Raw genomic sequence first — 12,475 nt, 5'->3', positions numbered from 1 at the left:
CTTACCTCCTTTTTCAATTTGAGTGTGTAGTCTTAAAAAGACCTACTCTGCAACAGCTGCTTGGTTATCTGAGTTACTGTAAATCAATAGTGGTTCTGACTCACCATTAATTACCGACTCATCAATCACAACCTTGCTTACATCAGTTGAAGATGGCAGTTCGTACATAGTTTCTAGTAGAACACCTTCCAAGATAGAGCGTAGACCACGAGCACCCGTTTTACGGTTCATTGCTTTCTTCGCAATTGCGCGTAGGGCGTCTTCACGGAATTCTAACTCTGTATCCTCAAGTTCAAATAATGCAGCGTACTGTTTTGTCAGTGCATTCTTTGGCTCACAAAGGATTTGGATTAGCGCTTCTTCATCAAGCTCTGTCAGTGTTGTTGTAACAGGTAGACGACCAATGAATTCTGGAATCAAACCATACTTCACTAGATCTTCAGGTTCTACTTGAGTGAACAGTTCACCGATAGTTTTGGTTTCGTCTTTTGAACGCACTTCTGCGCCAAAGCCGATACCTGAACCTGTTTCTACACGTTGCTCAATCACTTTATCTAGGCCGGCAAACGCACCACCACAGATAAATAGGATCTTAGACGTGTCCACTTGCAAGAACTCTTGCTGTGGATGCTTACGACCACCTTGAGGTGGAACTGAAGCCACTGTACCTTCAACAAGTTTTAATAGAGCTTGCTGTACACCTTCACCAGACACGTCACGCGTGATCGATGGGTTTTCAGCTTTACGAGAAATCTTATCGATTTCATCGATGTAAACAATGCCGCGTTCCGCTTTCGCTACGTCGTAATCACATTTCTGAAGCAACTTCTGGATGATGTTTTCAACATCTTCGCCCACATAACCCGCTTCGGTTAGTGTTGTTGCATCTGCCATTGTGAAAGGAACGTCTAGGAAACGAGCCAGTGTTTCAGCCAGTAGGGTTTTACCACTACCAGTAGGACCGATAAGAAGAATGTTACTCTTACCTAGCTCTACGCCTTCAGCCGTCGTATCACCATTACGTAAACGCTTGTAGTGGTTATATACTGCAACTGCTAGCACTTTTTTCGCGTATTCTTGACCGATTACATAGTCGTCAAGATGCTCACGAATCTCACGCGGCGTTGGCAGCGATTCCGATTCTTTCTTTGGAAGAACATCTTTAATTTCTTCACGAATAATGTCGTTACAAAGATCGACACATTCATCACAAATGTAAACAGAAGGACCTGCGATTAACTTGCGAACTTCGTGCTGGCTTTTGCCACAGAAAGAGCAGTAAAGCAATTTACCGCTACCACCCTCTTTGCTTTTATCTGTCATTCGCTAACCTCTTAGCCTTTACTCTCTATGTTTGAGTGTATATCAATTTGAATCACTTTGCGTTAAACAATTGCCCTGCAATTATTGACCGCGGTGATTAAGAACTGAATCCACCAAACCGTATTCTACAGCCTGATCAGCAGACATGAAATTGTCACGATCTGTATCACGCTCAACAACCTCTAGAGGCTGACCTGTGTGCTCTGCCAATAGTTTGTTTAGCTTTTGCTTGATCGTTAGGATCTCTTGCGCGTGAATTTGAATATCAGACGCTTGGCCTTGGAAGCCGCCAAGTGGCTGGTGAATCATTACACGTGAGTTTGGAAGCACGTGACGCTTACCCGGAGTACCACCCGCTAGTAAGAATGCACCCATAGAGCAAGCTTGACCCATACATACTGTGCTCACGTTTGGCTTGATGAACTGCATTGTGTCATAGATAGACATGCCCGCTGTTACGCTACCGCCAGGTGAGTTGATGTAAAGATAGATATCTTTGTCTGGGTTTTCTGATTCCAAGAAAAGCAGTTGAGCCACGACAAGATTTGCCATGTGGTCTTCCACTTGACCTGTTAAGAAAATGATACGTTCTTTTAATAGACGAGAATAAATATCGTAAGAACGTTCACCACGGGAAGTCTGTTCAACCACCATAGGAACTAGTGCGTCCATAATCGATGGCATTGTATTTTTTTCTTGGTAGCTCATATTCTTATGTCCCTAAAATAAATGGCCCGAATGATTAAATCATACGGACCATTGTTAGCAGAATTGTTGACCGTACGTCAACCTTCTACGTCAGATATTACTATATTAAGCAGGTTGCTGATTCATTAGCTCGTTGAAGCTAACTTCTTTATCAGAAACTTGAGCTTTAGCGATGATTGCATCAATAGCTTGCTCTTCTAGAGCAACATTGCGCATGTTGTTCATCATTTGCTCGTTTTGCTCGTAGTAAGCAATAACTTCTGTTGGATCTTCGTATGCTGTAGCCATCTCTTCGATGATAGCTTTAACTTTCTCGTCATCAGCTTTTAGCTCTTCAGTCTTGATTACTTCACCAAGAAGAAGACCTACAACTACGCGACGTTTAGCTTGCTCTTCGAACAGCTCACGTGGAAGTTGGTCAGCAGCTTCAGTGTTACCACCGAAACGTTGAGCAGCTTGTTGACGTAGAACACCGATCTCTTGATCGATTAGAGCAGAAGGTACGTCGATGTTGTTTTCGTTAACTAGACCGTCGATTGCTTGCTCTTTGATGCGGTTCTTAACTGCTTGCTTAAGCTCACGCTCCATGTTCTTACGAACTTCAGCTTTAAGGCCTTCAACGCCTTCAGCTGCGCCGAACTTAGAAACGAATTCTTCGTTTAGTTCTGGAAGCTCACGAGCTTCAACTTTGTTCAGCTTGATAGAGAACTTAGCAGCTTTACCTTTTAGGTTTTCAGCGTGGTAATCTTCTGGGAAGTTTACTTCGATTTCGAATTCCATACCTGCTGTTTTACCAACGATACCGTCTTCAAAACCAGGGATCATGCGACCAGCGCCCATCTCTAGTGGGAAGTTCTCAGCTTTGCCGCCTTCAAACTCTTCACCGTCGATAGAACCAACGAAGTCGATAGTTGCACGAGAACCAGCGTCAGCAGCAGCTTCAACTTCAGTCCAAGTCGCTTGTTGCTTACGTAGAGTTTCGATCATCTCTTCAACGTCAGCTTCTTTAACTTCTACTGCTGGTTTCTCAACAGTGATGTTTTCTAGACCTTTCAGCTCAACTTCTGGGTAAACTTCAAAAGTTGCGTTGAATACTAGGTCAGCGCCTTCGTTGTTTTCAACTGGTGCGAAAGTAGGTGCGCCAGCTGGGTTGATTTTCTCTTTAACGATCGCTTCGATGAAGTGACGTTGCATTACTTCGCCCATCACGTCTTGACGTACTGCTTTGCCGTACATTTTAGCAACCATCTTCATTGGCACTTTGCCTTTACGGAAGCCATCGAAACGACGGTTTTTCGCGATGTTGCGTAGTTCAGCTGTAACTGCATCTTCGATGTTAGCAGCAGGAACAGTAATATTAAGACGGCGCTCTAGGCCTTCTAGCGTTTCAACAGTAACTTGCATTATATAAACCTCAAAACTGGCTCAGTAATCTGAGCATATGAGCCGTAACTTAGCTTTAATTCAAAAGCCGACGTTGTTGGCTGCATCCTTGTGTAGTGCTCTATCCGAACACCTAATTTAAAATCGAGCATTGATGTCTGAATTGATTATTCAACCAAACACCAGACTAATCAGCGATATCTTCGTTCTTCACGCGTCGATTAAAACGCAATAAAGCTTGTTTTCGAAAACAAGAAAGGTATCTCCGATTAGCCTCAGGACAGAAATTTTAGACGCGACATTCTAGCGATCTGTTTAATCTCTGTCGAGCCGTTCACCTCTGCATGATGATGAATGCTCTAAATTCGTCCAACTAAATGATACAAAAACGATCAAATCATCACTTAGCACAACAGAAATGGGGACAATAGCGACTTTTTCAAGGGAATCGAGGGCTTTTTTTGCTAAAAACCTTAAAAAGAGATCTTGCTCTTGTTTTACCCCTCAGAGTCGATAACTTTTTCAACAATCCCCGTTACAAACCCTTAACCTACATCCATCTGGCGACTGTCTACTTTCAGCAAACACTACCGCTATTTGCTACCATAAACGAGAGAAGACAGGCTTGATTATTTACCAAAGAAATGAGCGGAGAGCCTTCATGTTTCAAGCTTTGAGAATCCCAATCCTATTAATGGCCACATACAGTTTACTAATGGTGTTCGGCGGTCATTGGGTGTGGAACACAAGCCATGAAAGTTTGTTAAATGATCATCAATCTAAGCTAGACCGATTTTCGGTTCATATTTCAAGCCAACTCGACAAGTTCGCGCACATTCCCGAGCTGCTTTCAAAAGACAAAGAGTTGGTCGATGCTCTTCACTCTCCAAGTAACTCTGCGCAAATCGAACTCACCAATCGCTACCTAGAACACGTAAACTCGGTGATTCAAGCATCGGACACCTATCTGTTAGATAGCATTGGCACCACCATAGCAGCCAGTAACTGGAATCTACCGCGTTCTTTTATTCGGCGAAATTTCGCTTTCCGTCCCTACTTTCAAGAAGCGATTCTTGGCAATGAAAATCAATATTTTGCGCTAGGTTCAACCTCTGGGAAACGAGGCTATTATTATTCTTACCCCGTCGCCTATGCCGCCGAGATTATTGGCGTCATTGTCGTAAAGATGGATTTATCGCTGATTGAAGCAAGTTGGAAAGGCAAACAGAGTTTTTTTGTTGCTGACGATAAAGACCAGATCGTATTTATGTCGAGTAATCCCGAGTGGCTGTTCAAAAGCCTTCAACCATTAAGCGAAGAACAACACACTCGAATTCAAGAAAGCAGGCAGTATCTCGATACAAAAATAGAAAGCCTGCACTTCTCCGGTGACTTAGAGAGTGCTACTAGCAATATTGAGTCTCCCCACAAGCTCGTCCAAGAGCAGTTCTTTAACTCCTCACGCTTCCTAGCCGAGCCAAAACTCACCATACGAGTATTTTCTCCGACCCACTTAGTTTGGTGGGACTTGGTTGCTTACCTTGTGGTTTTGAGCCTTATTTTTGCGATTATTTATCTAACGATGCAACTCAATCACCATCGACAACAAAGACGAGCTCAGATAGACAGACTGCAATCCGAAGCCAAGCAAAAGCTAGAATTTCAAGTGCTTGAACGAACATCAGAGTTGCATGTCGAGATTAAGCACCGAATCGAAACTGAACATGTACTGAGGCAGACACAAGACGAACTCATCCAAGCCGCCAAACTGGCAGTGTTGGGGCAAATGTCAGCAAGCATCAGCCATGAACTGAATAACCCGCTTGCTGCGATTCGCAGTTATGCCGACAACGGCCGACTGTTTCTTGCCAAAGAAAAAACCGAGCGTGTCGATGACAACCTATCGCGAATCTCGGCGCTCACTGACCGTATGGCTAAGATAAGCCACCAGCTTCGTTCCTTTGCAAAGAAATCCACTGCGGAAGAGCTGCACACGTTACAGATACTGCCAGTATTGCACTCGTCAAAAGAACTGATGAAACCACAACTCAAGAGTGAACGAGTAAAGGTCAACGAACTTCCTGAAACCTTTGATGCTTGCGTGCTCGCCAACGCCATTCAATTGGAACAAGTGATCATTAATTTGCTGACTAACGCGATTCAGGCGATGGAACAACAAGACGACAAACAATTAGCTATTCTGTTAGAGATTAGGAAGCCCGACCATCAACAAGCCAAGACCTTGCTGATTCATGTCGATGACAATGGCCCAGGCTTCACCTCCCCTTCTAACGGAAATTTTTTTGAACCCTTCCATACCACCAAGAAAAATGGACTTGGACTTGGGCTATCGATTTCTCAACAAATAATCAGCGGAATAAATGGCAAGCTAGTTACCGATCACAGCCCACAAGGTGGTGCTCGATTTAGTATCGAGTTACCCATAGTTCCAACAAAAGAATCAGATTAGTCGCTAAGCAAACCAGTACACCTTCACCAACAATAAAAATAAAAGATTAAAGGAATAACTATGTGTCACGTCTATTTCATTGATGATGAATCCGATCTGAGAATGGCTATTGAACAGAGCTTTGAGCTCGCCGATATTGATGCCGAATTCTTTCCCGATGCGGAGTCTGCTCTGCTCGCGATTCAAGAGAACGGCTTACCTCACGTCATCATCACTGATATCTGTCTACCGGGCCTTTCCGGGCATGATCTGCTCAACACCGTGATGCACAAAGACAAAGAGATCCCCGTGATTATGATTACTGGTCACGGCGATATTTCGATGGCTGTACAAGCGATCCAAGATGGCGCCTATGACTTCATCGAAAAGCCGTTCGCCAATGAACGTCTAATCGAAACCACCAAACGAGTAATAGAAAAACGTCAACTCACACTCGAGAATCTTGAATTGAAGCGCTCTTTAAAGGCCAGTAAAGCGCTTGGGCCGAGAATCATTGGTGACACGCAATCAATGACCGACCTGCGTTCTATCATCACTCATGTGGCAGATACTAACGCTGACATTTTACTCTTTGGTGAAACTGGCACAGGCAAAGAGTTGGTCGCACGCTCTCTACATGAACAAAGCAGCCGGCGAGAACAAAACTTCGTCGCCGTCAATTGCGGTGCGGTACCTGAAAACCTGATAGAGAGTGAACTGTATGGTCATGAGAAAGGTGCGTTCACTGGCGCAGAAAGCAAGCGAGTGGGTAAATTTGAATTTGCTCAAGGCGGAACTCTATTCTTAGATGAAATTGAGTCCATGCCGATGCAGGCACAAATTCGCCTGTTGCGCGTCTTACAAGAGCGCGTTATTGAAAGGGTTGGCTCAAACGGTTTAGTGCCTCTCGATATTCGAGTAATCGCCGCAACCAAAGTCGACCTAAAGAAGGCGGCTGAAGAAGGCGTTTTCCGCCAAGACCTCTATTATCGACTCAACGTTGTCACCTTGGATTTACCGCCGTTAAGAAGCCGTCAAGAAGATATCCCAGCACTCTTCCACCACTTCTTACTGGTCGCTGCTGCACGTTATGGCAAGACAGCACCAGCACTTCCACAAAAGGAGCTGCACGCGCTTTTAGCCCATGATTGGCCGGGAAATGTACGAGAATTGCGTAATACAGCTGAGCGGTTTGTACTTTTAGGTAAGCTTTCTCACTTATCAGACAACACCAATCAAGTCACTCAAGAACTGTCTTTGGCAGAACTGGTGTCTGACTTTGAGAAAAACACGTTAAAACAAGCGCTTATTGAATGTAATGGCAGTATTAAACAGACTATGGATAGACTGCAACTTCCACGTAAAACCCTCTACGATAAAATGCAAAAACACCAACTGGTTAAAGAGTCATACCGACAGAGCGAAAACTAAATTAAATTTGGGAGCAAGATCACCTATACTTATTTCACAACAGGATGTTATGCAACCAAGGTGGTAAGGAGGTCATTATGGGTGAGAAAACAAAAGTTCCCTCGATCACCGATACGTTTGAAATTGACGGTATTTTTTACACTGACAATCATGTCAACTTAGACACGCCAGAATTAGAGGCAAAAAGAGCGCTGTATGAGCCGATTGATTCTGGCTCTCGATATGGAAAAATCATTGATGAGGAGGTTTAGCCCTCCCCATCACTTCGCTATGATTTCACTCTCTATTTCGTGATGATCTCCGGCCCCATCAAGGTAGTCGGTAACCATGTTGATACCCAAGGTACGTAGGTTACGATAATCAGGAATAAGAACATCACGCCAACCCATGGCAGTGCGGCTTTTACTACGTTCATCATCGACATCTTCGCGACCCCTGCGGTCACAAACAAGTTGAGCCCCACAGGCGGTGTTATCATCCCTATCTCCATGTTCACCACCATCATGATACCTAGGTGAATTGGGTCGATGCCCAGTGCAATTGCAATTGGGAATACCAACGGCGCAACGATGATCAGCAAGCCTGATGGCTCCATGAACTGCCCACCAATCAAGAGTAGAACGTTCACCACAATCAAGAAGGTGATCGGCCCTAAACCTGCAGACAACATGGATTCCGTGATCATCTGAGGAATGCGTTCTTCTGTCAGTACATGCTTAAGAATCAGAGCATTGGCAATGATAAACAACAACATGATGGTCAGCTTACCCGCATCATAGAGCGTGTCTTTGGTGTCTTTATGGAAAAACGTTTGGAACACTTTCACCAAAGCAGGCTTTGTATTCTTCTTGTCCGCAAACGGTCCCATATCTTTATAGATAAAGTTGGCAATGAAGAACGCGTAAACCGCTGCAACAGCCGCCGCTTCTGTCGGAGTAAAGATACCTCCGTAGATACCACCTAAAATGATAACAATCAGCAACAAGCCCCAGCTCGCATCCTTCGCGGCCGCGAACATCTCACCCCAGCCCACAAATGGCTGTGCAGGAATTTTCTTAATACGTGCTGCAATGTAGATAGCTATCATCAACATCACGCCCGCCAACAGTCCAGGAATCACACCGCCTAAGAACATACGACCCACAGATACATCCGTCGCCGCAGCGTAAACCACCATAACGATAGATGGTGGAATCAAGATACCCAACGTACCCGCGTTACAGATAACCCCTGCCGCGAACTCTTTTGTGTAGCCGTTTTTGATCATACCTGCGATAACAATACTACCGATGGCCACTACCGTTGCAGGAGACGACCCAGATAACGCTGCGAACATCATACACGCCACAACCGATGCCATTGCTAAACCGCCGCGGAACCAACCCACCATTGCAATAGCAAAACGGATAATACGTTTCGCCACACCACCTGTGGACATGAAGCTAGAGGCCAAGATAAAGAAAGGAATCGCTAAGAGAGTGTAGTGGCCTGCAAATGCATTAAACAGCGTTTGTGCAACGGATGCCAAAGAAGCATCTGAATGCATCAATAAGAATATGACGCTTGATAAACCGAGGGAAATCGCAATTGGTACACCGACCAACATGAAAGCAATTACCATTAAAAATAGAAATAACATTGCCATGATTAGTCTTCCTTACCGTTAGATTTTGTACCCGACTCGTTCGCCTTGTTTTGCTTAGTCGAATCCAATACCGCTGTCGCGTCTTCATCAGAACCCGCTAACACATCAGCTTTCAATGCATCCAGCTCTTCTTCGGCTTCATGCCCCGCAATCATGCGATCAAGCTTGCCTGTGACTACTTGGTAAGCAACTTGGGCAAAACGGAACGTCAGCATTGCCATACCAATAGGCAGTGCCATGTAAGGAATAAAACGTGGCAGTTTCTCGTATCGCTCGCCTTCATTCATCCAGTCGGCAAGGAACTGAAGCATCTCTGGCATTGGAATATCATCGGTCTCGTACCAAGCGCGCTCAGTCGCGAACGGGTACCAGTAATTCCAAGAACCTATAAGAAGTAAGATTGAGAATGCTAGGCAGCTTGTGACGGCGATTAACGCATACACTTTGCGTAGCTTTTCTGGGGCAAGGTTGATGATCACATCAACACCAATGTGGAAGTGTTTTTTAACGCCATAAGATGCGCCCACTAACACCATCCAAGCGAACATGAACACAGTCAGTTCTAGTGCCCATAAGATATTGCCATTGAATGCGTATCGAAATACCACATTGGCAAAAGTAAGTAGCGTCATTGCGCCAAGGAAAAATGCGATTAATGACTCTTCAATCACATCCGTAACTCTTCCGACTTTGGAAAAAAAAGAGGTTTCCAGTGCTGATTCGCTAGAATTTGGCTGTTCCATTTGAGGATTATCCATAATTGACTCCGCTTATAGTTATTTTAATTAGGAGTGGCGAAATTCACGCCACTCCTTTAGCGGTGTTATTGGTTTGAAGCTAACGCTGCATCGATAAGATCTGAACCGATGTCTTTTTCAAACTTCTTCCATACTGGTTGAAGCGCAGTTACCCATGCTTCACGCTGTTCAGGCGTAAGCGTACGAACCTCACCACCCGCTTCGATGATGTTGTTTTTGTTCGCTAGGTTAACTTTTGAAGATTCTGCGTTACGAGTCTCAGACACTTCTTGAACGATTGTGCCAAGTTGCGTACGTACATCTTCAGGTAGGTCTTTCCAGAAGTCGTTCGACGTTACTACCAGGTAATCAAGGATACCGTGGTTGGTTTCAGTTACGCCGTCTTGTACTTCAAAGAACTTCTTACCGTAAATGTTTGACCATGTGTTCTCTTGGCCATCGATAACCTTAGTTTGTAGGCCACCGTATACTTCTTTGAAAGACATCTTCTGTGGGTTAGCACCTAGCTGTTCAAACTGAGCAACCAATACGTCTGATGCTTGAACACGGAATTTCAAACCTTCCGCGTCTTCAGGATTGATAAGAGGTTTGTTTGCTGACATCTGTTTCATGCCATTGTGCCAAAACGCTAGTCCTTGAAGGCCACGACGCTTCATCGCGTTCTTCAGCTTTTCACCAGACTCTGAGTTTTGGAAACGGTCAACAGCTTCTACGTCTTCAAATAGGAAAGGAAGGTCAAAAATGCGGTATTTCTTAGTGAACTTCTCAAATTTAGACAGCGATGGTGCCGCCATTTGAACATCACCATTTAACAGGGCTTCCAGTACTTTATTATCATCGTAGAGTGTTGAGTTAGGGAAAACTTGCATACAAGCTTTGCCATTCATTTCCGTGTTTACTCGCTCTTCCAGTAAAGAAGCGGCAATGCCTTTCGGGTGCTTATCGGTATTGGTTACATGACTGAATTTAATCACGATTTCACCTGGGTCACAGTTTGCAGCAGCATTAAAACTTGTGAGCGCCAGAGCAGATACAGACAGCAGGGTAAGAGGCTTAAACATTATTATTCTCCTTAGTAAACAAAGCAGCCCTTCAATGGGAACTGCGTGCTTTCACTAAGGCAATTAACGCGCCACATTGAAACAAAACATTAACAAGCCTTTAACTATAAGGCTTCATGATATCTGCCTGCAGCAGTCACTAACTCGCTGCAAAAATCAATGGGTGGAAAATGACACATAGAATATTTGTAAATGGGTGGAAGCTGACCAATGTATTAGTGATGAATGAGGTCTGACCAAAAGCCCCATTCACGATGATGCCTTGAAGTAATTTCTACCTATCCTGTAGAGTGCTGCACAACTTAGTCAGATTAACTGATCCACTATTTACCAGAGTTGATACCAATGAGTCAGATCTACCATCACCCAGTACAAATTTACTATGAAGATACCGATCACTCAGGTGTGGTTTATCACCCTAACTTTCTAAAGTACTTTGAGCGTGCACGCGAACATGTATTGGGTAGCGATAAACTGGCAACATTGTGGAATGAACATGGGTTAGGTTTTGCGGTCTATAAAGCCAACATGACTTTCCAAGATGGGGTTGAGTTCGCTGAGATCTGCGACATCCGAACCTCTTTTGAACTTGATGGCAAATACAAAACGCTATGGCGACAAGAAGTGTGGCGTAAAGATGCAACCAAACCTGCGGTGATTGGTGATATCGAAATGGTTTGCCTAGACAAAGACAAGCAACTACAGCCCGTGCCAGCTGAAGTATTAAAAGCGATGCTTGGCGAAACGAGCTAACTTCACCTCACCAAACTCGCTTAAAAGAGATGAGACGACGAAAAGGTTCTCATCTCTAATTGCATTGGTAGACTCGCCCCACCAAGCGTAACCGCAAAGCGATACTGCTCATCCAGCCGCCCTAAGCAACATTGCCAACTTGTAGAACTATAGGTTTGCTCAGTAACATCCACCCCAACTCCACTGTATATGCTGATTTCACCATGCAATCTAATTTCATCCTGCAAGTTTGGTTGAAAATCCGAAGCGTGAAGTGACAGTGTTTGCTCCGTCAGATTGGAGAAATCGAACGAAAAGCTTCGCAACGATGTGGCTAGCCCTTTACCTGTCGCTTTGATATACGACTCCTTCAGCGCCCAAAGATCGAAAAAACGCTCTCTCTGCAGCTCTTTACTAAGTTCAAGTAAATCCGCTAGTTCTTTATCTGAAAAATAGTGCTTTATGATCGAATCGATATTGGTCGAGCTTCTTGCATGTTCGATATCGACACCTAATTGGACTGGCTTCCCTACTCGTTGGCAAACTGCAATCAACAAATGTTCTTTGCTATGACTGATATTGAAATTTAGCCCCGTCATGAGTTGCTGTTCGGCGACTAAACTGGGCTTTCCTTTCTCGCCATATTCAAAGCGCCACGCTTCGGGCATTAAATCAGAATAGCTAGACAACACCTTTCTTAGGTAGTTGCGAACATATAGGGCTTGAACTTGAGATGAGGGCATTCGATACCGCTCGACTTTCGCTATTTCATCAGCTGTGAGTGTCTGTTTGAGGTGTGACTTACTGCCTACATCATCACGCAAATTACTCAAAGAACATAGCCACAAATCAACAACGGGAGTTTTCATTTAACTCGAACTCACTTCTATAAATCACTCTTCAAAACACGATTGGAACAACCCAATCGAACAAATTTAACTCACCTATAAATTAAGTGGAACCTAGAGAATACGGGAGGAAAACC

Annotated in this window: 11 protein-coding genes and 1 pseudogene; 4 read left to right on the top strand and 8 right to left on the bottom strand. The window is 44.3% G+C overall.

Annotation, left to right across the window (positions count from 1 at the left end; genetic code table 11):
• Positions 1-42 precede the first annotated feature (42 nt).
• The 4 genes and pseudogenes from clpX to AB4589_RS10665 form a co-directional block, all read right to left on the bottom strand.
• On the bottom strand, positions 43-1,323 hold the full coding sequence (clpX, locus tag AB4589_RS10680) for an ATP-dependent protease ATP-binding subunit ClpX (protein WP_009847283.1): 1,281 nt from the start codon (positions 1,321-1,323) through the stop codon (positions 43-45).
• Positions 1,324-1,404: 81 nt separating this feature from the next.
• On the bottom strand, positions 1,405-2,031 hold the full coding sequence (clpP, locus tag AB4589_RS10675) for an ATP-dependent Clp endopeptidase proteolytic subunit ClpP (RefSeq protein ID WP_004736080.1): 627 nt from the start codon (positions 2,029-2,031) through the stop codon (positions 1,405-1,407).
• Between the two features lie 105 nt (positions 2,032-2,136).
• Positions 2,137-3,435 carry a trigger factor gene (gene tig / locus AB4589_RS10670; RefSeq protein WP_004736079.1) on the bottom strand — a complete coding sequence of 433 codons (1,299 nt, stop codon included), beginning with the start codon at positions 3,433-3,435 and terminating at the stop codon, positions 2,137-2,139.
• 294 nt (positions 3,436-3,729) lie between these two features.
• Positions 3,730-3,912, bottom strand: a pseudogene (locus AB4589_RS10665) (hypothetical protein); the annotation flags it as partial.
• A gap of 163 nt (positions 3,913-4,075) precedes the next feature.
• On the opposite strand from AB4589_RS10665, the gene AB4589_RS10660 reads away from it, so the two are divergent.
• The 3 genes from AB4589_RS10660 (at position 4,076) to AB4589_RS10650 (ending at position 7,545) form a co-directional block, all read left to right on the top strand.
• Positions 4,076-5,884, top strand: a complete 1,809-nt coding sequence (locus AB4589_RS10660) for an ATP-binding protein (RefSeq protein WP_017103217.1) — start codon at positions 4,076-4,078, stop codon at positions 5,882-5,884.
• Positions 5,885-5,944: 60 nt separating this feature from the next.
• A complete protein-coding gene (locus AB4589_RS10655; protein ID WP_372100375.1) occupies positions 5,945-7,294 on the top strand; it encodes a sigma-54-dependent transcriptional regulator in 1,350 nt (449 codons plus the stop codon).
• Between the two features lie 77 nt (positions 7,295-7,371).
• Positions 7,372-7,545 (top strand): hypothetical protein, encoded by a 174-nt coding sequence (locus tag AB4589_RS10650; RefSeq protein WP_017101579.1) that lies wholly within the window; start codon positions 7,372-7,374, stop codon positions 7,543-7,545.
• A 32-nt stretch (positions 7,546-7,577) separates the two neighbouring features.
• Here the strand turns inward: AB4589_RS10650 and AB4589_RS10645 are convergent, their stop codons facing one another.
• From AB4589_RS10645 to AB4589_RS10635, 3 genes are all read right to left on the bottom strand, one after another.
• Positions 7,578-8,939, bottom strand: a complete 1,362-nt coding sequence (locus AB4589_RS10645) for a TRAP transporter large permease (RefSeq protein ID WP_004736074.1) — start codon at positions 8,937-8,939, stop codon at positions 7,578-7,580.
• Between the two features lie 2 nt (positions 8,940-8,941).
• Positions 8,942-9,697, bottom strand: coding sequence for a TRAP transporter small permease (locus AB4589_RS10640; RefSeq protein WP_009847290.1), 756 nt, complete (start codon positions 9,695-9,697; stop codon positions 8,942-8,944).
• Positions 9,698-9,762: 65 nt separating this feature from the next.
• A complete protein-coding gene (locus AB4589_RS10635; RefSeq protein WP_012604509.1) occupies positions 9,763-10,758 on the bottom strand; it encodes a TRAP transporter substrate-binding protein in 996 nt (331 codons plus the stop codon).
• A 345-nt stretch (positions 10,759-11,103) separates the two neighbouring features.
• On the opposite strand from AB4589_RS10635, the gene AB4589_RS10630 reads away from it, so the two are divergent.
• Positions 11,104-11,511, top strand: coding sequence for a thioesterase family protein (locus AB4589_RS10630; protein ID WP_009847292.1), 408 nt, complete (start codon positions 11,104-11,106; stop codon positions 11,509-11,511).
• 20 nt (positions 11,512-11,531) lie between these two features.
• Here AB4589_RS10630 and AB4589_RS10625 read toward each other — a convergent pair whose 3' ends face one another.
• Entirely contained in the window at positions 11,532-12,359 is an 828-nt protein-coding gene (locus AB4589_RS10625) for a 4'-phosphopantetheinyl transferase superfamily protein (protein ID WP_372100373.1), read from the bottom strand.
• Between the last annotated feature and the right edge of the window lie 116 nt (positions 12,360-12,475).

This window comes from Vibrio sp. 10N.222.49.A3 (genome assembly GCF_041475145.1).
Taxonomy (GTDB): domain Bacteria; phylum Pseudomonadota; class Gammaproteobacteria; order Enterobacterales; family Vibrionaceae; genus Vibrio; species Vibrio tasmaniensis_A.
This window is presented reverse-complemented; position numbering and strand designations above follow the sequence as displayed.